Annotated in this window: 15 protein-coding genes; 2 read left to right on the forward strand and 13 right to left on the reverse strand. The window is 61.1% G+C overall.

The features are described 5' to 3' along the window. Window positions 1–287: 287 nt before the first annotated feature. The 5 genes from GJE22_RS07640 to GJE22_RS07660 form a co-directional block, all read right to left on the reverse strand. Window positions 288–1,004, reverse strand: coding sequence for a DUF1700 domain-containing protein (locus GJE22_RS07640; protein ID WP_186297389.1), 717 nt, complete (start codon window positions 1,002–1,004; stop codon window positions 288–290). Further along, complete coding sequence (locus GJE22_RS07645; RefSeq protein WP_087186285.1) at window positions 997–1,353, reverse strand: PadR family transcriptional regulator; 357 nt, start codon at window positions 1,351–1,353, stop codon at window positions 997–999. The genes GJE22_RS07640 and GJE22_RS07645 overlap by 8 nt, the downstream gene beginning before the upstream one ends. A gap of 310 nt (window positions 1,354–1,663) precedes the next feature. After that, entirely contained in the window at window positions 1,664–3,103 is a 1,440-nt protein-coding gene (gene argH, locus GJE22_RS07650; protein ID WP_144687876.1) for an argininosuccinate lyase, read from the reverse strand. Window positions 3,104–3,122: 19 nt separating this feature from the next. Further along, the gene (locus GJE22_RS07655; RefSeq protein ID WP_144687877.1) at window positions 3,123–3,338 is read right to left on the reverse strand and encodes a hypothetical protein; all 216 of its coding nucleotides are present in this window, start codon (window positions 3,336–3,338) and stop codon (window positions 3,123–3,125) included. A gap of 204 nt (window positions 3,339–3,542) precedes the next feature. Next, complete coding sequence (locus tag GJE22_RS07660) at window positions 3,543–4,775, reverse strand: argininosuccinate synthase (protein ID WP_144687878.1); 1,233 nt, start codon at window positions 4,773–4,775, stop codon at window positions 3,543–3,545. A 704-nt stretch (window positions 4,776–5,479) separates the two neighbouring features. Between GJE22_RS07660 and GJE22_RS07665 the strand changes: the two genes are divergently transcribed. Next, complete coding sequence (locus GJE22_RS07665; protein WP_144687879.1) at window positions 5,480–6,325, forward strand: Cof-type HAD-IIB family hydrolase; 846 nt, start codon at window positions 5,480–5,482, stop codon at window positions 6,323–6,325. A gap of 447 nt (window positions 6,326–6,772) precedes the next feature. Here GJE22_RS07665 and polA read toward each other — a convergent pair whose 3' ends face one another. Next, window positions 6,773–9,568: a DNA polymerase I gene (polA, locus tag GJE22_RS07670; RefSeq protein ID WP_144687880.1), complete on the reverse strand. Its 2,796-nt coding sequence runs from the start codon at window positions 9,566–9,568 to the stop codon at window positions 6,773–6,775. 605 nt (window positions 9,569–10,173) lie between these two features. Between polA and GJE22_RS07675 the strand changes: the two genes are divergently transcribed. Then, complete coding sequence (locus tag GJE22_RS07675; protein ID WP_144687881.1) at window positions 10,174–13,323, forward strand: vWA domain-containing protein; 3,150 nt, start codon at window positions 10,174–10,176, stop codon at window positions 13,321–13,323. Between the two features lie 125 nt (window positions 13,324–13,448). Here GJE22_RS07675 and GJE22_RS07680 read toward each other — a convergent pair whose 3' ends face one another. The 7 genes from GJE22_RS07680 to GJE22_RS07705 form a co-directional block, all read right to left on the reverse strand. Then, window positions 13,449–14,906, reverse strand: a complete 1,458-nt coding sequence (locus GJE22_RS07680; RefSeq protein WP_144687882.1) for an aminoacyl-histidine dipeptidase — start codon at window positions 14,904–14,906, stop codon at window positions 13,449–13,451. Between the two features lie 317 nt (window positions 14,907–15,223). Continuing rightward, window positions 15,224–15,709, reverse strand: a complete 486-nt coding sequence (locus GJE22_RS07685; protein WP_144687883.1) for a flavodoxin — start codon at window positions 15,707–15,709, stop codon at window positions 15,224–15,226. A gap of 241 nt (window positions 15,710–15,950) precedes the next feature. Further along, the gene (locus GJE22_RS07690) at window positions 15,951–17,330 is read right to left on the reverse strand and encodes a leucine-rich repeat domain-containing protein (RefSeq protein ID WP_144687884.1); all 1,380 of its coding nucleotides are present in this window, start codon (window positions 17,328–17,330) and stop codon (window positions 15,951–15,953) included. A gap of 170 nt (window positions 17,331–17,500) precedes the next feature. Beyond that, the gene (locus GJE22_RS07695) at window positions 17,501–18,094 is read right to left on the reverse strand and encodes a hypothetical protein (protein ID WP_144687885.1); all 594 of its coding nucleotides are present in this window, start codon (window positions 18,092–18,094) and stop codon (window positions 17,501–17,503) included. Continuing rightward, entirely contained in the window at window positions 18,094–19,965 is a 1,872-nt protein-coding gene (locus tag GJE22_RS07700; RefSeq protein ID WP_144687886.1) for a coiled-coil domain-containing protein, read from the reverse strand. The genes GJE22_RS07695 and GJE22_RS07700 overlap by 1 nt, the downstream gene beginning before the upstream one ends. 16 nt (window positions 19,966–19,981) lie before the next feature. After that, the gene (locus GJE22_RS09975) at window positions 19,982–20,689 is read right to left on the reverse strand and encodes a hypothetical protein (RefSeq protein WP_218957898.1); all 708 of its coding nucleotides are present in this window, start codon (window positions 20,687–20,689) and stop codon (window positions 19,982–19,984) included. Between the two features lie 48 nt (window positions 20,690–20,737). Next, window positions 20,738–23,332 (reverse strand): DUF499 domain-containing protein, encoded by a 2,595-nt coding sequence (locus GJE22_RS07705; RefSeq protein ID WP_218957899.1) that lies wholly within the window; start codon window positions 23,330–23,332, stop codon window positions 20,738–20,740. Window position 23,333: the final 1 nt, after the last annotated feature.

Below are 23,333 nucleotides of genomic sequence, written 5' to 3' on the forward strand. Positions count from 1 at the left end.
TGGTACCGGGAGGGCCGGCTCAAGGCCTTCCGCGAGGGGGGCCTCACCGTGTACGATACGATCAGGGGCCGCAGGGAGCGGCTCGGGCTGGCCGCCTAGGCCCGTCCAAAGAAATGTCCGAGCCCCCCAGGAGCCTCCGAGCGTCCAAATCTCGCCCGAGAACGCTGGCGCTGTCCGAATCTCGCCCGAAAACGCCGCGAAAGGCCGAGCCGCGCGCATCAGAAACCCAGTCGCGCGCAACGGCCACCTAGCCGCGCGCCAGCAACCTAGCCATGTGCACCGGCCGCCTAGCCGCGCGCAACGGCCTCGAGCGGGCGCGTAAACTCTTCAGGCGGAATGGGCCTATGGTCGCCCCCGCGTGCTTCGGCCCCGCCGTCGTGATGCGAACCGCCGTGACCCCCGCGGCCTGCATCGCTATCGCGCCGCTTCACGAAGGGGGACACGGCGCGCCGCACGACCGCGGCCGAAAGCAGCGCCACGCCGCGGGTGAGCTCAAACGCAAGACGCACCAGCAGCAACCCGAGCCCCAGCGCCACCAGGGCAGCGCCGAATTCCACCAGTGTGTAGGGCGCATTTCCCACGATTAAACCGCAGATAGCGAACAGCAAAAAGAGCGGGCACCCCAGCACGAGCAAGACCGCAAGGCCCCAGACCACGGCGACGAAGATCCACACCGTCGCATAAAAAGAGAGCACGGTAATCGCGAGCGCCGCCAAGAGCGCTCCCCAAACGGGAAAGCCCAAAATGACAAGCACCCACAGCAGCACACGGCTCTTGCGACGCGTCTTTGCGACCACGCGCGGAACAGCGGGCAGGTCGTCGAGGATGGCTTCGGCGACCACGCCCGGCGCATCGAGCGTCGAGACCGCCTCCTCCTCGCTCAGCCCCTCCTCCATGCGATCGAGGATCATCTCCTCGTAAAACGCGAGCGACTCCGCGCGCTGACCCTCGGGCAAGCAGGACAGCAGGCTTTCCAGACGGCTCAGATACTCTGCCTTAGTCATTGCGTTCTCCTTGGTCGCATGCCTCGCCCGGCACCGCGGCGCCATGGGCGAACTCGATGTAGCGGTAGATGGACATCACGTCCGATTTCTCGGCAAGAAACTCCTCGATGCGCGCCGCACCCGCGGGCGTGACACGGTAGTACTTGCGAAGGCGGCCGTTGTGCTCGGCGGAGCGCACGGTAATGCATCCGGCGGACTCCAGCCGCTTGAGCAGGGGATACAGCGTTGACTCGGTAAGGCCGAGCAGCGGTGGAACATCTTTGACGATCTGGTAGCCATAGGACTCGCGCCGTTCCAGCGTAGCGAGCACGCACGTTTCCAAGAAACCGCGCTTGAGCTGAGCGTCCATCTATACCTCCCTTCAACCGATACTATGCGTTATATAGTATCGGTTGAAGGGAGGTATAGCAAGAGCATCTTTGCACCTATGATTGGTTCGCTATCGAGAGGGCAAAGGCCAAACATGTTCGCGAAGAACGAAGATACGAAAAGCGCCTCCCCGCCAGGATAGCGAGAAGGCGCTCGATGGAAAACAGGCGCTTACGTGCAAGCACCCGGCTAAAGCGGGCAGGCGGCTCATGGGAAAGCAGTGCTGAAGGGCGTGTCGCCTAGAGCATGCCGCAGGCGCCAGCAGCAAAGAGGGCTCGCGAGCGGGCGAATCAGAGCGCGCTTGCCGCCGGAACACCCATGGGAATGACAGGAGAAAGCAGCTTGACGGCGTTCTCATCCACAAGGTAGCGGGCACGGGCGCGCCGCAGCTGCTCGACGACCGCGACGGGAGCCGTCCCGCCCTCGGTCGTGCGGGCAGCCACGATGGCGTCGAGATCGAGCGCTTTCGTGATGTCGCGCCCGAAGAGCTCGCTCGCCTCCTTGAACGTCTCGAAGGGAAGCTCGGAGATGTCGCACCCCTGTTTTTCGGCCTCAAGCACCAGATGGCCCACCACCGCGTGTGCCTCGCGGAACGGCATCCCGTGCTTAGCGAGGTAATCGGCAACATCGGTCGCAGCCAGGTGCCCCCGGTGCATCACGGAGCGCATGCGGTCCGCGTTCACGGTCCAGGTGCTTACCATACCGGTCATGACGGCCAGGCACTGGGCAAGGGTCTTCGCCGCGTCGAGCGCCCCCTCTTTGTCTTCCTGCATGTCCTTGTTGTACGCAAGGGGAAGCCCCTTGCACGTCATCAGGAGCTGCACGAGGTCGCCCACCACGCGGCCCGTCTTGCCGCGAATGAGCTCGGCAAAATCCGGGTTCTTCTTCTGCGGCATGATCGAGGAGCCGGTTGAATACGCATCCGAGAGCGTGATGAAGCCGAACTCCTGGCTGCTCCAGAGCACGATTTCCTCGGAGAGCCGCGAGAGGTGCACCGCCATCACGGAGCAGGCGTACTCGAGGTCGAGCAAGAAGTCGCGATCGGACACGGCATCGAGCGAGTTCTCGATTACCCCGGCGAAGCCGAGAAGCCCTGCGGTCATGCGCCGGTCGAGCGGATAGGTGGTCCCGGCGAGCGCCGCGGCGCCCAGGGGCAAAAGGTCCGCGGCATCGAAGGCGGCGGAGAGCCTGGTGAAGTCGCGACCAAGCATCCATACATAGGCGAGCAGGTGATGCGAGAGGAGCACCGGCTGCGCGTGCTGTAGGTGCGTCATTCCCGGCAGCACCGTGTCGCCCGCCTTCTCAGCGGCATCGAGCAGCGCCGCGCGGAGCCCCAGATTCGCCTCCATGAGGTCCTTGGCAAGCGCCTTCGCAGCGAGACGCGTGTCGGTGGCAACCTGGTCGTTTCGAGACCGACCGGTGTGCAGCCGCCCGCCCGCCGCACCGATGCGTCGCGTGAGCTCGCTTTCGATCGCCATGTGAATGTCCTCGTCGGCGATATCAAAGACGAACGCACCCGCATCGATATCCGCCTCAATGGCCTTAAGCCCTTCGCAGATGGCATCGGCGTCTTCTTGGCCGATGATGCCCTGCGCCGCGAGCATCGTCGCGTGCGCAATCGAACCGGCGATATCCTGCTTATACAACGCCCTATCTACCGGCAGCGACGCACCGAATTCCTGCGTCACCGGGGCGGCAGCCTCCTCGAATCGGCCGCTCCACAGCGCCATGTGCCAACCTCCGAATCTACTAGCAGGCCAGCTGCGCTACGAGCGCATGCGGGCCGAGCTCCTGTGTCCACGCCTTGAGCGAATAGCTCGCGCCAAGCGAAAGCGCGGGCTCTTCGCTGCCCTCGCAGAGCCCGGCGACAAGGGCTCTCGGCCCCTTATGCGCCCGCTCGGTCCATGCGAGCAGCGAGGCGGGAACCTCGTGCGCCTTCTTCGTATCAATCATCACACCGTACATGGTAGTTCTCCCGGTAACACTTGGAATCATCATCAATGTGACCCGCCCGAACCGGCGCGCCAAGCATGATGGCGACGAAGACCGTCCAAGCCGGCGCGCGGAACACGGCGGCAACAAAGGACAGCAGGTCGGACGGAGCCGAAGCTTGCCGTTCGGGCAGCCCGCGTAGAGTCGCGATACGGGCTGCCCGTTCGAGCCCTCAGGCTAGGAAAAGTTCTGGGCGGCAAGGGAGGTGGGACCCTGCATCTTCGCCCAGGTCTTGAGAGAGAGCGTTTCGATCTCGATGAAGCCCACGGCGGCCTTCTCATCGAACGTCGTGTCGCGATCGTAGGTGGCCAGGCCGTAATCGTAGAGCGAGCACGGGCTCTTGCGGCCCATGACCGTGCAATGCCCCTTGAAGAACTTGAGCCGCACCGTGCCCGTCACGAACTTCTGGGTCTCGGCCATAAAGGCATCGAGCGCCTTCTTGAGCGGGCTGAACCACTGGCCGTTGTACACGCAGGTGGCCCAGGTCTGCTCGAGATACAGCTTCTGGTGAAGCACGTCGCGCTCGAGCGTGAGGTCCTCGAGGGCCTTGTGCGCCGTGATGAGGGTGAGCGCGGCGGGCACCTCGTAGCACTCGCGGCTCTTCAAGCCCACCATGCGGTTCTCCATAAGGTCAAGCCGGCCATAGCCGTTGTCGCCGGCAACCTGGTTGAGCTTCTCGACAAGCGCGGCGAGCGGCAACTTCTCTCCATCGAGCGCCACGGGCACGCCCTTCTCGAAGTCGACATCAACGTAGGTCGGCGTATCGGGGGTCTCCTCCGGGTCCTTCGTCATGACCCACACGTCGTGCGGAGGCTCGTTCCAGGGATCCTCGAGCACGCCGCATTCGATCGCGCGACCCCACAGGTTGTCGTCGATGGAGTAGGGGTTGTCGTTTGCGCCCTCGGGCACCGGAACGCCGTGCTCGTGCGCATAGGCAACCTCATCGGGACGGCTCTTGAGATCCCACTCGCGAACCGGCGCGATAACCTCAAGATCGGGATCGAGCGTGAGGATCGACGCCTCGAAGCGCACTTGGTCGTTACCCTTGCCCGTGCAGCCATGCGCCACGTACTTGGCATCGTATTGATGCGCGATGTCGACGAGCTTTGAAGCGAGCAGCGGCCGGGAGAGCGCCGAAAGCAGTGGGTATTTGTTCTCGTACATGGAGTTCGCCGCGATCGCCTTGGTGAGGTACTCGTCGGCGAACTCGTCTTTGAGCTCGAGCACATGGCAGTCGATGACGCCGAGATCGAGCGCCTTCTGCTTCTTGTACTCGAGCCCATGGAGCTCCTGCCCCACGTTGCCGAGCACGCAGATGACATCGAGGCCCTTCTCCTCCTGCAGCCACTTGATGCAGACCGAGGTATCCAAGCCACCGGAATATGCGAGTACGACCTTTTCCTTGCTCATGATGGGTGCGTCCTTCCTTGGTATGTGGAATGCGATGCGGACGAGCCCGATGAGGTGCCACCAGTCTCACCTTAGGTATGCGTCGACAAAGAGACGGGTGGCGGTATGTACTTGTTTCTGGAAGGGTGCGTCTACAGCAATGAGCGCAGGGGCGCGGCATGAACGACATCACCCGGAGGAAACGACGACAACCTTATCGGGACTCTGGGGATGCGCGAAAGCCGCGCGAACAGAGACGACCGATTATCGTCGTCGGGAAATTGCGCGCTGGCGTCGGTTCTGTGCATCGGCGGCAGTCTGGCCGAGCAGAATGGCGGAAGCCGCCATGCCCTCGTATGTCGCCGTCTCGGTATGCACCGTTTGAACCCTTCGCCGTATGCAAACGCAATCATTAATCCGCGAACGGTAGCCCGCTCGCGTTGGGTGGTATCTTACGCTAAATCTGCGCGCGGGCAAGCGAGAATCGCAATGTTTCTCGTTTGTTTCGCCCTGTGGCAGACCCAGGTTGAGCGGGGCTGGCACCGATCGAAATTCGCCGGAGCGGTGAGCGCAAGCTAGACGGCATACCCAATTCCACCAAAATGGCTAAGCTTCAGGCCGACTTGCCCAAATCGCCTCAATCAAAACATGGTACTATCCGGTGCGGCCAGCTTGCCGCGGACACCATACCCGGCAGCAGGAACACCGCATACGAAAGGAACGGCATGCCTTCCCCGCTTATCGACTTTACCCAGGACCCCGAGCTGGGCTCCATCAGGCTCATCGCCTGCGACATGGACAGCACGCTGCTCGCAGACGACAAGACCCAGCCCGAGAACATGCCCGAACTCATCGAGCGCCTGCGGAATGCCGGGGTGCTCTTCTGCCCCGCCAGCGGCCGCCCCGGCCCCACGCTTCAGCTCATGTTTCCCGAGCACCGTCACGATATGGCATTCTGCGCAGACAACGGGGCCTCAATCATCTATCGCGACGAGATCGTCCATAAAGAGCTTATTGAGCCGACCTTGTACCACGAGATTGCCGCCGTGACGATAGCCGATGGCTCAGGCGTGCCGGTGCTCTGCGCGTTTGACGAAGCTTACGTAACGGCAAGCGGTCATGCCTACCATGGGTCGCTGAGTGAATACTACAAGACCATTAACTACGTCGGCTCACTCGACGACATCAACGTTGAGGCAAACAAGTTCACCGTCTACCTCCCCGATGGCAACAGCCGCTCCGTTTACGAACAGACCTTTGCCCCCGCCTTCGGCGAGCGCCTTGATGTCACCTGCGCCGGTGCAGAGTGGATCGACTTCATGAACAAAGGCGTCAACAAGGGCGCGGGGCTGCGCCATCTATGCGATCGGCTCGGCATCGACATCGCCGATGCAGCTGCTGTGGGCGATACCTACAACGATATCGAGATGCTCGAGGCGGCCGGCCATAGCTTCGTTGTCGCCAATGCTGCCGAGCACATGCACGACCACGCCCGCTACCTCATTCCGAGCAACAACGACCGCGGCGTCGCCGCGCTCATCGAGGCGATCCTCGCCGCAAAGGGCTGCTAGGGTCCGCTGGCGCCGAGCGACGGTCACTGCCGACATCCGCACGAGCGAGAATGCAGCTTTTGGGCACTTGCGGGCGGGAACGGCGAGTAAGGCTGAACGCTCGGCGATAGAAAGCGCAGATCAGACCGCTGGTGCCTTCCGGGCTATCGCGTGTCTACCCGGACCTCATGCGAAGTAGTGCCCAAAAGCTGTAATCCCGTTCGAGCCGGACAGCGCAGCGTCTTTTTCAGCATGGCTTACGCCGTGTCTGCACGCCGGCGACCAGCCAGCCCCGACGTGCAGCATCCGGCCCGCTCGCATGGGACATCCTGTATACCAATCGCGCTGTCAAGATGTCCCGGGGCGTCTTAACGGCATGCACGCGGCGATCGAGCAAACCATCGATGAGGCGCGGGCAGCGCAAAAGCTCTGTTCACGCAAGCGGAGCTACGCCCGCCTCGCCCCATACTACTTCGCGTCGGCCCAGGTGGTGCCGCTCGATGCATCGGCGATGAGGGGCACGCGAAGCTCCACGACACCCTCCATGACCTCCCGCACGAGCGCGGTGAGCGCCTCAACCTCGTCTTCCGGGCACTCAAAATCAAGTTCGTCGTGCACCTGCAAGATCATGCGGGCGCGGAACCCCTCGTCGCGCATGCGCCGCGCCACGCGCGCCATGGCGATCTTGATGATGTCCGCCGCCGTGCCCTGCATGGGATGGTTCATAGCAGTGCGCTCGCCAAAACTTCGCTGGGCTGGATTGCGCATCTTAAGCTCCGGTATGGGGCGGCGGCGTCCGTACATGGTCTCGGCATAGCCCGTGCGCTTGGCCTCGGCCACCGTACGGTCGAGGTACGTCCGAACGCCGGGATACGCCTCAAAATAGCGGTCGATCATCTCGCGCGCCTCGGCCATGGGGATATCGAGCGACTGCGAAAGCCCATATGCCTGTTGGCCGTAAACAATACCGAAGTTCACCGCCTTGGCACGGCTCCTCAGCTGCGGCGTGACCTCATCAACCGGCACGCCAAACACACGCGCCGCCGTCTCGGCATGGAAGTCCTCGCCCTCGTTAAACGCTGCCACCAGGTGCTCGTCGGCCGAAAGGTGCGCGAGCAGGCGCAGCTCGATCTGCGAGTAGTCCACCGCAAGGAACACGCACCCCGGCGCCACCGAGAACGCCGTCTTGACCGTATGCCCCAGCTCGGAGCGCGTGGGAATGTTCTGCAGATTGGGGTTCGAGCTCGAAAGGCGGCCCGTAGCGGTAATGGTCTGGTTGTAGGTGGTATGAACGCGCCCGTCGAAGCGGCGCAGCGCCCCCAGCGTGTCGAGATAGGTCGACTTGATCTTGGTCTTCTCGCGATACTCGAGAACGAGGCGCACGAACTCGTTATCGCGCGCAAGCTCCTCGAGCACGCGCGCGTTCGTGGAATAGTACCCGCGGTGCGTCTTCTTAAGGCCCTTGGTAGGCAGGCCCATCACATCGAAAAGGATGTGGCTGAGCTGCATGGGGCTCGCAATGTTGAAGGTCTCGTCGCCCGCCATCTTGCGGATGCGGCCGGCAAGCTCGTCGATCTGGCCGCCGAGCCCCTCTGCAAGGGCATGCAAGCGGTCGGGATCCACATACATGCCCGTACGCTCCATCGAGGCGAGCACAGGTACGAGCGGCATCTCGATCTCTTGGAAGATGCCGGCGGCATCCTGCTCCTCGAGCGCCTTCGCGAGCGGCTGAACCGCGGCGAGCGCCACGGCGACCGACCGGGCCGCCGCAACGGGTGCGTCGTCGGCAGCTCCCTCCTCGCCTTGCGCGGCGGGCAGGGCCTTTCCCACATAGGTGTCCGCGATATAGGCATCGCCAAAATCGGAGCGCACCGAGTCGAGCAGATACGCCGCGACCACGGTATCGAAAATGCGATTCGGATCCACCGCGAGCGGGTCCATGAGCTCGAGCTCGCTCGAGTCGATGGGCGAAAGCTCGTGGAGCAGCGCCTTGATATCCGGCGAGGCGACGAGGCCCGTCTTGAACAGGTGCTGCAAGACTCCCGTGATGAGTCCGTTCGCGCCATCGATGCCGGCAGCGGCGAGCAGGCTCGCGGAATGGGGCGACAGGCTCGCGCCGGAAGGCTCCTCGAAAGCGAGCAGGTTCCCGCCCGCCGCGACCCACAGCGTTCTCGTAAGCCCGAAGAGCGCGTCGGCCTCCTTGTCATCGTCCACCGTGGCGGCAACCCACTCGCCCGCCTCAACGGCGCGCGAGAGCTCCGCGAGCGCAGACTCGAGGTTCTCTGTCGCATCGCCGTTCACCACGATCGGCGATGGCAGCTCGAACGCAGATGGAGCCGCACCGGCAGCGCCGCCCTCGCCGAGCAGTGCCAAGAAGCGGTTCTGGATCGACATGATGCCCAGCGCTCCAAGCGCCTCGGCCAGCATCTGGGCATCGTAGGCGGGAAACGCCGTGCGCTCGAAGTCGAGCTCGACCGGCGCGTTCGTCTGGATGGTCGCCACCTTGCGCGAGAGCAGGGCGTCGTCGATGTGCGCACGCAGGTTCTCGCCCATCTTGCCCTTGACCTCGTCCGCATGGGCGATGACCTCGTCAAGGCTGCCGTACTGCGCGATAAGGGCGCTCGCCTTCTTTGGGCCGATGCCCGGCACGCCCGGAATGTTGTCAGAGGTGTCGCCCTTGAGGCCGTAGAAATCGGGCACGAGCTCGGGGGTGATGCCATGGTAGAGGTCCTCGACCGTCTCAGGCGTCATGATCTGGACGTCCGAAAGGCCCTTCTTGGTGCCCACGACCTTCACGTGTTCGGTGGTGAGCTGGTACATATCTCGATCTCCGGTGATGAGGAGCATGTCGCAACCGGCGGCTTCGCCCGCGCGCGCGAGCGTGCCGAGGATGTCGTCGCCCTCCCATCCCTCGGCCTCGAGGATGGGCACCTCGATCTTTTGCAGCAGCTCTTTGATCATGGGGAACTGCGCGCGCAGGTCGGGGTCCATGGGCGGGCGTTGCGCCTTGTATTGCGGAAGCATTTCCATGCGCACGCGCGGCTTGCCCTTATCGAAGGCAACCGCCACGCCATCGGGACGGAAGGCGTCGATCATCTTGAGGAACATGTTGAGAAACCCGAAGATGGCATTCGTGGGACGGCCATCCGGCGCGTTCATGGTTGGAGGCACGGCATGAAACGCACGGTGCATGAGCGAGTTGCCGTCAACAACGGCGAACGTGCGACGATCCGGGCTCTGGGGTGCTTGAGCGGTATCAGACATGGAGCATCCTCTCTGGAAATTGGCTGACACCAGTCTACCCGCCCGTGTGGACATACGCGAGAGGGTTCTCAGCGTAAACACAGCCCGCGCCAAAGTGGTCAAAATGGGACGTGTTTGTTTTGACTCATTCCGTCCATGGCATCAAAGTGTGCCAAAGTGGGACGGGGTTGTTTTGACCCGGAATCACGACGAACGGGGCGCGCGGTGCTCGCATGCGGCTTGCGCACCACTCACTCAACAAGCGCAGCACCATCTTGCATGCCGAATTACGCAATAAGAGGCCCAAATCAAGCTTTTGCTGCGTAATTTGGCATGCAAGATGGTCAACGCAGCCAGCCAGAGCACGACGCGCCCCGCCGAGGCAGGCAAAACAACCCCGTCCCATTTTGACCATCATTTTGACCAGTCAAAACAAACACGTCCCATTTTGACCCATTTGACGCGCCGGGGCCCGCATGCTTCTTGCGATTTACTTAACCGAGCCCCGGAGACATAAACCCCGGCATAGGGTCAGGATGAACGGGTAAGCGAAGAGCAACTACGTCGGGCGACGGACCGTCGATGGGCTCACCCCGTTCTTTCGCGCCGCCTAGAATCGAGGTCCCATGGCCCGCCCTATCCTCCGCCTTGCCCGCATCGCCCTTGCCCTTGGCATGGCCGCCACGCTCTTTTTCGTTGCCGGCGCCCCTGCGTCCGCGCGCCCCAACCCATCAAGCGCCGCCCATAACGGCGCCTCATCACCCAATAACTCTCAAAATGAAAACGATGCCGCGATAACGGGCACGACCAAGCTCACCGACCCCGACACCGCCTCCACATGGAAAGACTTTCTCGGTGCGGGGGAACAAGATGGCACCTACAGCACAGAGCATGCCGGGCGCATCTGGGTCGACGCCTCGGTTTATTCCGATGCAGCGTCTGCAGAGGCCGCGGGCGTGGCAACGAACTCCTTCAAGGACCCCGAAAACGACTTTCTCGTGAGCATCTCGGCCATAGCGCAGACCGCGTCCGTCCACCAGCAGGACGGCGGCGGCCATGACGTCGTATTCGTGGTGAGCCTGAACAGCGTGCTCGGCAGCATGACCTATGCGGAGCGCCCTTATGCCGACTACGTGGTCTCGGCTTTGAACAGTGCCATCGGGCGCCTCATGGCAGAAAACGGCGATTCCAATGCAAACCCCACGCGTGTCGCAGTCGTCGGCTATTCATCCGAGGTGACCGCCCTCATGCCGCTCGCCACCTACCAGCCCGCACATGACGGTACCTACCTGAGCTACGACGCCTCGTCGCACACCATCAACGTAACGGCTAGCATGGTGGACGGCGCAGGCACCACCGCAAGCGCTCGCCTTAACGGTGGATCGTATCTCCAGCGCGGCATCTACCTCGCCGGCGATATGCTTTCTGAGGCAGGCATGGCGGGCGCCCAAGACCGCTCCCCCGAGCTCATCATCATGGGTGTGGAGAACCCGCCCATGGCAAGCACCGACATAGAGCATCCGCCGGCTTACACAGGAGAGACGACCGGCTTCCTGGGACCGCTTCCCGGCACGCGCGAAACAGGCTATGGAACAGACAGCATGTTCGCCACCATGCTCACCATGCGCTCGGTGCAGCAGCACGTGGACGATGCCTATGCGCAGGGCGGGAACCGGCTCACCGTCTATACGACCGGCATCGACACCACTGATGCCGTCGCATACCTGCTCGACACGGCAGAGGGCCAGGCCGAGCGCGATCTCACGGCTACGGTAGGCGGACGCTCCGTCAATCTTAAGGAGAACCTTGCGCAAGCCGCCCGCGCCTACGCTCAGGCAGCCGAGCAGGGCGATCCTACCGTGACGCTCGAGCTCTACGGATCGAGCGGGTCGGGCATCGTGGCAGAACCCGTCGAGCTACCGGTGATCGGGAGCCTCCTCGATGAGGGCGACCCCGTGATCTTGAGCAGCGTGCACCGCTATTACTCCTCGCGCAGCGCATCAGCCGTGAACTGGGCATTCGCATCTGCTCTCGACGAGATGTTCGACGTTCGCTACACCTCTCCCGTCGATGCCGACGACGCGCTTGCAGGAAGCGACCGCATCGAGGCGCACAGCGCGGTGGGCGCGGGCATGGAGGTCGCGTCGATAGCGGGCGTGCAATATGGAGATACCCTGCTTACCGGCTCGCTCGCCGCGCAGGCCATCCAGATAAGCCTGCGGGACCCGAGCGACCTTACCGGCGCAACCCATGAGTTCGACTACCTGATCAACAGCATCAACGAGCGCTACCACCTGGGCTACGACGCGTACAACCTATTCTACGAGGCCATGGCGGACGGCCAGGTTTCCTACGATGCAGCAAGCGGAGCGTTCTCGAACCGCGTTTCTTGGTACATCGACGCCGACCACCACATGGTCGCGGGCGACAACGGCCTCCCCTACCGCTTCGCCACGCAGCGCGAAATCGACGCCATCGCCACGGGCTCTGCCGACGCCCAAACCCAGGAACGCATCGATCGCGCCCGTGCGGCGGGAGCGACCGCCGTATGCGAAACCTATCTCTACATCGGCAACCTGCCCAACTTCTACACGGGCGGCGACGTCGCGCTCTACGACTTCTACATCGCCGTCGAGACTAACCTCGATTCGCACGGCCAAACCGTTTATCTCTCTATTCCCGCAGACGCCGTACCGGCGCTGCGCACCGATATCACGCTCCATGCCGACGGCGGAGCAACCATGTCGATCGACGGCGCGGATGCCTTAAGCCCATTGCGCTTGGTCTTCGAGGTGGCCCCGCGCCCTGAGGTGCGCGAAGCAATCGAACGCGCGCGCAGCGGGGAGGCGACGCGGGACGAAATCGAAGCGGAGCTTGGGGCAGCCGGATACGAAGACGCTACGGGCAGCCTCGCCGTAACCGCGCTTTCGGTGGAGGGCTCTGGCGACGGCGCGCAGGCAAAGACCGTTGTCACCGGTGCAGCAGCCATCGACAACAGCGCCTACGTGCTCGCACAGAACCAGCCGCTCTATACGATCGCGTCGGGAGTGCAACCGCCCGCCGGCAGCCTCCCTGCGCCGAGCGACCTTGTGCCGCTCACGCGCGCACCGCGGGCGGGCGAAACGCTCTACTACATGACCACCGCCTATCGCGCCAATTTTTCTGGCAGCGATGGAACCGCGAAGGCGGAAGCATTCGACGCAGTCCACCCCTATCAGGTTGCCGAAGAGGAGCATCCCTCTTGGCACGTAGGGGACGACGGGCGCTATGAGCTTGCCAAGGGAACGCCGGCGAGCTCGAGCAGCTCGGCCGCCGTGACAACGGCGAAAGCGACCAACGCAACCGGCACAGCATCGTACAGCCAGTCGCTTACCGGACTGCAGACGGATGGAAGACTCGTACTCTCCGCCGCACTCGGCAATAATGGGTCGTATCGTTTCGAAGAAGAGCAGCAGGAGCCCGAACCGGGCGATCCGGGCACGGAAAATCCGGACCCGGAGAAGCCCGGGAAACCCGATCCGGAAGATCCGAGCGACCCCTCGACTCCCGCCGACCCCGACCAGGGAACCGGGGGTGGCTCGGGTGGCGACTCCCCATCCGCCGGAACGAGCACGGGCGGCAAAGACTCCGCGAACGCCAGCCAGAGCGCCTCGAGCTCATCTGAGGCCCTCGCTGGCACAGGCGACCCCAACGGGCCCGCATTCGCCGCCGTGCTCGGAATCGCAGGCATTGCGGCATGCGCGGCGGGCATCGTGCTTATCAATCGCCGCAAGTAGGAGCGGGTCTGCTGCCGCAGCATCCCAGGACACGCAAACGCCGCCTCAGCACACAGGGTGCCGGGGCGGCGTCTTACGAATCGGCCCTTGGCCATGCCAGGCTGGCATCGCTATTCGCGCATCAGCTACTTCGCGAGGCGAGCAAGCACGTCGACGAGCAGCTCGTAGAAGCGCTCAGAAGAGGCGAGCTCCATGCTCTCGTCCGGCGTGTGCACGTCGGAGAGGGTCGGGCCCACAGCGATCGCATCGAGGCCGGGCAGTGCCTCGGCGAAGAGGCCGCACTCCAGGCCGGCGTGGATCGACTCGATCTTGAGCTCGGTACCGAAGAGCTCGCGATAGGCCTCCTGGAAGACATCGCGCACGTGCGAATGGGGCGTGTAGCTCCAGCCGGGGTACTCGTTCTCAAAGCGCGCATCGAAACCGAAGGCGTCGGCGAGCGTCTGGATGCGGTCCTTGACGTCTTCCTGAAGCGATGCGATGGAAGAACGCGGCGAGAGCAGGAAGGTGACCTGAGCGTCCTCGGTGATGACCACACCGATGTTGGAGGACACCTCCACCGCTCCGTCGGCGGCGACGTTGCGGCGCATGACGCCGTTCGGGGCGATGCGCAGGGCGCCGATGAAGGCGCGCGCGTCGGCGTCGCTCATCGCGTCGACCTCGACGCCGTCCGCAACGGTAACGGTGCAGGTGAAGCCGGGGTCGAAGACCTCGAGCTCGGCCTTGATGTCGGCGATGAGGGCATTCGCGACCTCGACGGCCTGCTGCGCGCTCTCGGCATCAGCATAGGCAACGACCGCGGTGGCCTCGCGGTTGATGGCATTGTCCTTGGTGCCGCCGGAAAGGCTCACAAGGTGCGGCTCGCCGGTGCGCATGAGCTTCTCGACGATGCGGGCCAGAATGAGGTCGCCGTTGCCGCGCTCCAGATGGATATCGGAGCCGGAGTGGCCGCCCATGAGGCCGGAGACCTCGAGCGTGACCGTGGAGCCCTGCACGTGCTCGCGGGTGATGGGGCGCGTGAGCGTGGCGACCACGCCGCCGGCGCAACTGACGGTGGCGACGCCCTCCTCCTCGGAGTCGAGGTTGATCATGATGCGAGCGTCGATCTTGGACTTGTCGAGGGTCTCGGCACCGACGAGGCCGGTCTCCTCGTCGGTGGTGAACACGCACTCGAGCGCAGGGTGCACGAGGGAGTCGTCGTCGAGCACCGTCATCATGAGCGCCACGGCGATACCGTTGTCCGCACCGAGGGTGGTGCCGTTGGCGGTAAGAACGCCGTCCTTGACGATGAGGTCCAGGCCGTCCTTCTCGAAGTCGTGCTCGACGCTGGCAAGCTTGTCGCACACCATGTCGATGTGGCCCTGCATCATGACGGGCGCGGCAGCCTCGGCACCGGCGCTCGCGGGCTTCTTGATGATGACGTTATAGACCTCGTCCTGGTAGACGTCGAGGCTGTGGTCTTTGGCAAAGGCCACAAGGTAATCGCTGATGCCCTTTTCGTTACCCGAGCCGCGCGGGATGGCGCTGATCTCCTCAAAATAATGGAAGAGCTTTTCGGGCTGGTATCCCGTAATCTTGTATTCCATGCATTCCTCCTTGGTCGATGGCGCTCGTCTGCGCGCGAAGCTAGGCCGCGCGAGCAACGGACGCGCAACCTGCATACGAGCATCATGACAGAATCCGAGGCGTGCCCACGCCGCGAAAAGGCGAACGGGTGCCGAGCATCGAAAAACGGCAGATGTTATGCATGAGGAGATTGTTTCTATACATTATCTGCACAGAGCGCGCAGGGGCTCGGGTGGTGGGGCGGCGGGGTGGACGCCCGCTGGTGGCAGCGCTCACGGTGCTTGGCCCGAGCTGGCGAAAAACGACGAGTGCGCGGACCGTGTGGGCGGCGCAACCGCTATTTCAACGAGTCGATCCAGCGCTCTACGTCGGCAAGCGGCGTGATCATGCGGTCGCCGCCCATGGAATCGAACTGCACGCTCATCCCGTGCTCGATGCGCGCGCCATCGCAGGCGTCCACGATGTCGTCAAGCGTCTCCCCCGGCCAACCGCCGTGCGTCTGGAATGGGACGACGGTCTTGCCCCGCCAGTCGTACTCCGAGAGATAGGTCGCGACCGCCGGCGCCATGGTGTACCACCAGGTCGGCGTGCCGATTACGATGCGTTCGTAGTCCGCCGGGTTGAACTCCAGCGCCTCGATGGCAGGCTTGTAGCCGCACTCGACCTCGCGCTTGCCCTGGTCGACGACCTCCTGGTAGTCACCCGGATAGGGCTCCACGGTCTCGATGGCTTCGATATCGGCGTCGAGCGCGTCCGCCACCTTCTCGGCGACGCGCTCCGTGTTCCCACAGGACAGCGAATAGTAGACGACGAGGGTGCTCATGACGGCCTCCTGGATTGGTGGTGAATGCGGTACGCCACCATTCAACTGCTTGGAGTTGGGTCGAAGTCAAGGAGGCAGGGGCGAGCCGGCGGTGCTCCCGCTGCACCCGCCTCCTCGCTGCAAACCCGCCCGGACGACACACAATCGCCCCTGATTCCGTCGGATTGTGTATCATTCGCGTCAGTCAGTGACGATGCATGGCTAGGACGTCTAATAACCCCGCTCTCAAAGCGCCCCGATGCTATTGAACCAGCCTCTTCAGGTAAGAACGCATGCGTCGCGCCTTTCCGCACACCTCAATCAAGGCTTGCAGATTTCGCTTCTTGACCACCAAGTGCTCCAGAGCATGAAGCGCTTCGATCTCGTCATCCTCAGCCATAATCGCCACCGCACGACGCGCGTTGCGCGCGACATATGCTTCATACTGTTCGCGCGTTTCGTCGGAAAGATCTACCGGATACACCAAACGATTGATTGCCGTCTTGAGCTTGGTTCGCTGATTGGGCATGCGCTCGTACATTCCGTCCAAACGTGAAAACGCGAAACTTGCACCACGCCCCCACGAAGAGGCAAACATGGAGGCAACCCCCAGATAGCGCTCCTTGACAACCCTGGCGTATCCCCATCCCGTCGTTTCATTCATCATCTGGCCAAAAGGCATATAGACCCGATGTAGCACCTCGTCGGAAGCTGCGGAGCGAACTATCACCTCGAAGTCGGCCATCTCAGCTCGCCTGATTCCAAGTATGCAAGCGTCCCGCGGCTTCAACCCCAGCCAACCTATGGGCGAATTGGGCATTCCGTCATATAGGTCAAATAACTCATCCGCCGGACGTGCCTCGGGAGAAATGGTGTCGTAGACTGTCACGCGCTTTGCCCCGTAAAAGGCACCTGGGCCCACATACTCGACCGATGGCGGCACAACAACATCCTCGACCTGCACCCCCTCGAACGCACGCGACTCAATATAGCGCAGCGATTCGGGCAATATGATCCGTTTGCAGCGCAGGTCACGAACGCCGAACGTCACCAGGTCATCCCTGCTGAGACCACCGATGTCAAGCCACTTCGGAACATCGGGAAGCCATTCCGCCATGGTCATTCGAAGGCTGCCAAACGCCCGCTCGGAAATGGCGACCACGCCATCGGGAACGATGATTACAAACCCACCGCGACAGGGATGGATGTAATGCGAGCCATCTATCACGCGTTTCGGCGAAATAGGGACCCCGTAGCGCCGATATAGATTGAGCAACTCTTCATCGCTGGCGTCGACGGCCGCGGAAACATCGGCATCCTCGTCATAGCCTTCTTTGAGAAACGTTTCGATAAGCTCGGCGTCGAGAGTGTCGCAGATGCCCCACATACCCGGAGCGGCGTAATCGACCGACTCTTGGCGACAGTAGCTTGGCCCTGCAGTCCCAGCCGGAAGATTGTATATCTCGGTGCGAGCACCTCGTCCATCCCATATGGCGTAATAGCTCTGTGAGGGGATGTGTTCCTCCGTCGGCACAAGATGTTTGCGAAGGATGGAGGGCGAAAAGCTGGCACCAAGCGGGAGATGCTGGCGCGCCGCCCCTATAAGTTCGGAACGACGCTCGTCGGACAGTCGATCGGGCAATCCATGCCGCTCACTGGCGAAGGTGCTCCCACTGGAGCTCGAGAGTGCCCGCCCCCCTCCATAACGATGCAGTTCCACCATTCGTCGTACGTGCAAACGGAATATAGATTCGGCGCCTCGTTGTAGTCCATGGGCTTATCTCCGATCGCATCCACCAAAACCAGCCCGCATTACTTTGGACCTGCCAAAATAAGCTCCTGCCAGGAAAGCAGCGTCGAGTATCGCAAGACCATGCGCGCCGACAATTGCTTCCAAGCCCCGACGGGCGACCCCTTCCCCGGGTTTTTCACGTCTTCCAAGGCAATCCATATCGCACGATTCCGCTTAAAGAAGGTGAATCTGCCGTGACACAACGAGTTTCGCACATGATAAAGGAGGCTCATCATCTGATTTTTCTTGCAGTTGTGTAGTGCTGCACGCTCTCGCGGCGCAAGCCAATCCACCCACCCATCGAGCATGTCGGCCTTGCGCAACGCTTCTTCCATCTCGTCGCAAGCTTCAGCCGACCAGAGAAAGTCGCCATCGCGCACTGTATCCTTCATTTTCCTGTTCAAGTACTCCGGCTTCGACCAAGGTGCATCCCATCCCAGGTCTTTCAAATCAAGCCGTCTCGCCGACAGCCCCGGTACTGGATTGCCCACCACATAAAACTTGGTCAATCTGCTGTAGTGACGCATCGACTCCTCGACCCCGATGCCCCGTTCGATCCAGCGCGGCCTCTCTCGAACGTACACCTTGCCGTTATATACGACTTGATCGTCCATTACCGTATCCTCTGCGTTCCAGCCGTGGTTAGGTGCCCGCCACAATGCCCCAGCACTATCTTTCCACCAGCCCGGTCAACATAAAAGTGCACCCTGAATGCGCGTTTCGGGTTCTTATCCTTTCCCTTGATATGAGGCCTACAGTCAACGATCTTGCCCTGATATTCAGCCTCGCGCTCACGCATCATGCTCGCATTGTTTTTAGTCAGTTTGGTTTCGGTCAACGCCAACTCATAGCCAGCCTTCTCGTAGTAGCGACCAGAAATATCACCCCCGGAGCTGGCCCCGAAATACAAATCCCAAAGCACCAAGGGGATACTCGATAGAATCTGCCATTGCTCATCGAGGTCACCCGAGATGAAATCCGCTGCGGAACGATATGCTGAGTCGGTCGCAACGACCTTTGACGGCCACAATGTACACAGCAAATCGATTTCATCCGTAAGCGTGGAGGGGATATGACCAATTCCTTCTATAACCCGTACAATTGTTTTGTACGAATCATTATCAGAGCGCAGCCCTGCGTTCTCATCGGTCAATGTGTCAACACGAAATGAAAGCGTGCGGACTTCGTCGTCAAATTCCGCCAAATCGTTCTCCAGCGAGCGAATCCTCTCCTTCAAACCATCAATCGCGCTGCTTTGCGACGCCTCGGAGTATTCAACCGCGAGCTTCTCCCACTCAAGTGCTTCGTCCTGAGCTGCAGCAAGCTGTTTCTTGAGATACCTAATCTCATCTTCAGCATCTTTCGACGGAACATGACCGCGACGCTCCTCCTGTGCAGAGTGCACGCGCTTTCTCAGCTCTTCGGTTCTTTTGCTTAATTCCCGAAGCGTGCTCTCGCTCTGCTTCCGGCGAATATCATCGATATCGACAACATCGTCCTCTTTAGTCGCAAAGCCCCTGCTCAGACTCCGACTCAGCGTTTCGACAAACCCATCCCTATTTCCATATCGCTGGGCATCGATATCGCCCTTTTTGAAAAAGCGATGACGGCCACTGCCCGATGGATCACCTAAGTCAATACCGGGGTGATAGATACGAAGCGTCGACATGGCGCACCCGTATTTATATGCAGGTGTCCCCTTCGCAAATAAGCGGAACAGGCCATCGTGCTTGAGCTTGCTGTCCCTCCAATCGAACACGTAAACATTTGCCATCCCAAGTACCTTGTCGGCGAGCTCCGTTGCATCCCAGACCGCCGTCGCGCCATTATAGTCAGTAGTAATCAATACCAACGGCAGGGTTCTAACGGGGCTTAGCAAGCTCTTCTCGAACGATTCGAAGGATCTTGAATCTAGGTAACATTCCTCACGCAGAATCTTGCTTTCCCCAACGTAAACATCGATGTCGGGAAGTTCAATCATCGACTTCACAAAACGGGGCGTCGTGCTTGGCGGAACAAAGAGTTGCTTTCCAATATATCCAGGCATCATGTAATACGAAACTCGAATGTTCACCGTGCAGAAGCCGGAGCTCTCACGTCCGGAAATGCCCACGCTCGTGTGCCAGTGCCGAAAAGCAACCTTGCTGTCCGGCTCATCGTATTCAAACGCCCAGCATGCCGGCCTCTCGTCATCCTCTGCAACAGCCCGCGTACAAACCGAAGTTGCACCCCTCAAGCCTATGCCGCCCTCATATCCAGCGGGAAGGGAGAGGCTGCCTGCTGAGAATTCTATCGAGAATGTACTCACGTCGCGACCGTACAGCCGTGACGCCGCATCGATACCGTTGTGACTCGCCATCCGTTCCTTACCGGCAAACCACTTCTGGAGCACATTGATAACCTGCTTGGCAGGGTCACAATCTCGCTGCGACGCACGAAGCTCGAAACGCGCGCGATAGTGAACGGACTCATTCTCAGACCTCATGGCAGCCTCGCAATTGCTACTCGTTAAACTCGAACGTAATACCAAGCGTTCGGCAATTCTCGGTAATGGTACGCACCAGCGGAACATCAAAGCCGTCATCGGAATGGGCCTCGACATGTAAGATCAGCTCAACACGTGCGCCCTCACGCTCAAAATGCGAAACGATTTCATCGATAACCTCAGGAACATCCCTATTGACGCGAACAGAGTCGAGCGGTTTATCCATGATGAACTCAACGGGACGCCGCTCTGCCGGTGCGATCGGCGGCCGCATGCCACCGCCATTCCCGTTTGAGCTGGAAGTATCTGTGCCCGGCTTCAGAACCGGCGGCGTCAGCACGACATCCTCGCCTTGGGACGGATTCCGCTCGCGCTCAAGCTGCTCGCGCGCAACGGGAGGCTTCACCAGCCAATCGGCGTCATGGATACCGAGTCGCTCAGAACCAAGCGTGAGGTTGATGTAACGGTCACCCTCCACTCCCGAGGCCACCGCAAAGAACTCGCCGGATGCGGAGCCCTCTCGAATCGTTCTCTCGAGAACCGAGAAGCTCGCCAAGCGCGGCAGATAGCAATACGAACAAAGCTGCGTCCAAAGCTGCTTTACCTGGATGGCGTCCTTTTCTTTCCAAAGCCATCGGTCCAGCGTCATCTTGAGTAGCATGGGCGACCATTGGGCAACAAGAGCCTCATCCGCCTGAAGCTTCCTAACAGCACAATCAACCATGCCGCCATCGCCTTGGGCAAGACGCGCTTCTTCCCAGCGAACCTCCATCTATCCCGACTCAAGGTCGATCTGAGGAATGAGCAACCAGCCGTATGCGGCGTCGATGCGCACATCAAGACTCTGCGAGCTCGCCTCCATGCCGCTGCGCGCCTCGCGAACCTGTGAAGCGGGCAAATCGAGTCGGTCGCGGTCATCGTACACCGATTTCCACGCAAGCCACAGACGCGCCTCCTGCACGAGCGATGTCACTGCCCCTGCATCCGGTGCCAAGAACACCAAACCGTTCTTGAACGTGCGCGGCGCAGTTCCACGGTTTGCCAAGTATTCCTTTGCTCCTTCCATCGCCTTGCTCGCAGCTACGCCCTTTTGATGTGACGCATCGAGCCCAAACACCACCAGCCGAGCACTCTGCTCATCAGGAACCTCGAGCGAGCTCTGTGGACATGCGTGCAAGCGCTCAAGCGGCGCTACCGCACGCAGGCGCTTGATGCGCTGTTCGATTTCATGACGAGCCTCGTCCTCGGAAATGCCCTGCGCGCGCCCCTCGACGGTCTTGCGCAGTGTGGGACGCGTGTCGTACCAAAATCGAGCTCCCGCCGAATCGGTATAGAAATAGGAGGCACGTGCCGCGAGTGTTGCCAGCGCATCAGAGAACAACGAGGGATTTTCCCCCGGCTGCAGCACGCCGAGGTTAATCTTCGTCTTTTCGATACCGCGAACGCTCTGCCCCTGCTTATCGGGCGCACTACCCAAGAATACGGTTCGAGCAACACGTCGACAGGCAAACGCCCGTCCAAAGCGAACGTTTGACGCATCCGCCTTAAATGGCTCGGAATTGCGACCATCGACCTCGGAATCAACGATGGCGTTCCAGCTATCCCCCAAATGGAGCAGCAGTTCATCGCGAACTGGCGCGACATCGAACGGCAAAGAACCGGCCATGATCATAGGAGCCTTATCGTTCTCGCACCACAACTCATGAATCACCGCAGCCATGAAGCGCAGGACGCCACGCGTACGCTGGAAGCCGTCGATGGACGACCAGTCCTCATAGAGGCGATCGTAAACCTCCGGGTGAATGGGATAACATGCCACCAACCGGTTGTAGTAATCCGGCTCACGCGTCTCGACCGGGAAGTCGGCCGGATTGTCCCTGTACATCTGCGCATAGGCGTGGCAAATCGCATCGCGCTTCGCTTCATCAACATGTGTGGAAAACAGGCGTCGACTCACCACCGAGAAGCCCTCATTGGCTGTCACCGGATTCCAAATCGACTCCATACGACCAAACGTATGCTCAATGGCCTCCAGCGCACGCTGCCCGGCGTCGCCGCCAATCTCCCGTTCGCTTTCAGGGATTGACGCAACCACAAGGCTCGCCTTGCTGGCACGGGCAGCCTCCGTAAGCTCCTGCACAAACGTAATGAGGTTATCGAACGAACCAGCAGTCAATCCGTCGACGCCATACAGCTTCTTTGCATAGGCAACGAACTCGTCAATAAGAATCAAGCAGGGACCCGCCGCATCGAGCAATGCCGTCAAGGCCTCCGAACCGGGGGAAACATGGCGCTTGTCCGCATCCCGTACATATTCATAGAGGCTTGGGTCACCCGCCGCATCCGCAAGCTGATAGGCGATCTCACCCCAAACGGTATTGACCGTGATGCCCGGCATGGTCTGGGGCCTGCGTGCCTTAGACGGATCGAGCGCCGTTCCCACAATCGCCGCCACGCGCACGCGCGGAGCCTCGGTAAGCCCAGCCTCCTGCAATACCGCCGCCACATTGGGGGTTTTCGCAACATCGAATCCACCGCGCAGCAAGTGGTACAACGCAAGCATACTGTGCGTCTTGCCGCCGCCAAATGCCGTCTTGAGCTGGATAACCGGCTCGCCGTCCTGACCACTCACGCGCCTGAGCGCCTGATTCAACAGCCCCTTGATGCCAGCCGTCATATAAGTGCGCGAGAAGAATTCAACCGGATCCTGGTATTCCGCCTGTGCGGTATGCCGTACCACCTGCGCCAGGTCGGCAGCGAACTCCGCCTTGCGATAGCGACCTTCGGCAACGTCGGGATGTGGAGTTACCACATCTCGCCAGCTACCGAGCTGACCTACTTCGAGCGTGGCGGTAGACGTCAGGCGAGTCACAGCATCACTTGCCTGAGCGCGTGCCTGCGATGACCCCTCGGCGGACCCATAGCGAACCTCGCGCATGAGCTCACGAAGGGGCTCCGCTTTATCACTGTCGATTTCCATGCACAACCGCTGCATGGTATCAAGCGCGCGATACGCATCATCGTCACTCATATCCTGCACGCCGCGGTGTGCCGCATTAGAGCGGACTGTCTTCAGCTCGTTTGTCCACGTCCTGCAATCGCGGGCCAATCTTTTTCTAAATACATCCTTCCATCTGACATCAAGCACCCGAAGAGCAAGAGCAATATCCATCGATGCTATACGCTCGGAATCATCGCTAAGATGGCCAATGTTTCTACGCTGTTCCGGCGAGAGGATGGGCTCTATTCCCTCCGTCCACCACGCCTCTCTGCCATACGCGTTTTCAAGCTCATTTAGCTCATATCTGAGCAACACGGGGAGAAGCAAATCGAAGCCCCTATTAACACGATCCCAATTTTCCACCATG

Source organism: Enorma shizhengliae, assembly GCF_009676995.1.
GTDB lineage: Bacteria > Actinomycetota > Coriobacteriia > Coriobacteriales > Coriobacteriaceae > Enorma > Enorma massiliensis.

What these genes read in the sequence shown, in the direction of transcription:
- GJE22_RS07655 (WP_144687877.1), bottom strand. Translation starts at nt 3,338, where the DNA reads ATGTACGGTGTGATGATTGATACGAAGAAGGCGCACGAGGTTCCCGCC.
- GJE22_RS07685 (WP_144687883.1), bottom strand. Translation starts at nt 15,709, where the DNA reads ATGAGCACCCTCGTCGTCTACTATTCGCTGTCCTGTGGGAACACGGAG.
- GJE22_RS07695 (WP_144687885.1), bottom strand. Translation starts at nt 18,094, where the DNA reads ATGGACGATCAAGTCGTATATAACGGCAAGGTGTACGTTCGAGAGAGG.
- polA (WP_144687880.1), bottom strand. Translation starts at nt 9,568, where the DNA reads ATGTCTGATACCGCTCAAGCACCCCAGAGCCCGGATCGTCGCACGTTC.
- GJE22_RS07660 (WP_144687878.1), bottom strand. Translation starts at nt 4,775, where the DNA reads ATGAGCAAGGAAAAGGTCGTACTCGCATATTCCGGTGGCTTGGATACC.
- GJE22_RS07705 (WP_218957899.1), bottom strand. Translation starts at nt 23,332, where the DNA reads ATGGTGGAAAATTGGGATCGTGTTAATAGGGGCTTCGATTTGCTTCTC.
- GJE22_RS07645 (WP_087186285.1), bottom strand. Translation starts at nt 1,353, where the DNA reads ATGGACGCTCAGCTCAAGCGCGGTTTCTTGGAAACGTGCGTGCTCGCT.
- GJE22_RS09975 (WP_218957898.1), bottom strand. Translation starts at nt 20,689, where the DNA reads ATGGTTGATTGTGCTGTTAGGAAGCTTCAGGCGGATGAGGCTCTTGTT.
- GJE22_RS07680 (WP_144687882.1), bottom strand. Translation starts at nt 14,906, where the DNA reads ATGGAATACAAGATTACGGGATACCAGCCCGAAAAGCTCTTCCATTAT.
- GJE22_RS07665 (WP_144687879.1), top strand. Translation starts at nt 5,480, where the DNA reads ATGCCTTCCCCGCTTATCGACTTTACCCAGGACCCCGAGCTGGGCTCC.
- GJE22_RS07675 (WP_144687881.1), top strand. Translation starts at nt 10,174, where the DNA reads ATGGCCCGCCCTATCCTCCGCCTTGCCCGCATCGCCCTTGCCCTTGGC.
- GJE22_RS07640 (WP_186297389.1), bottom strand. Translation starts at nt 1,004, where the DNA reads ATGACTAAGGCAGAGTATCTGAGCCGTCTGGAAAGCCTGCTGTCCTGC.
- argH (WP_144687876.1), bottom strand. Translation starts at nt 3,103, where the DNA reads ATGGCGCTGTGGAGCGGCCGATTCGAGGAGGCTGCCGCCCCGGTGACG.
- GJE22_RS07700 (WP_144687886.1), bottom strand. Translation starts at nt 19,965, where the DNA reads ATGAGGTCTGAGAATGAGTCCGTTCACTATCGCGCGCGTTTCGAGCTT.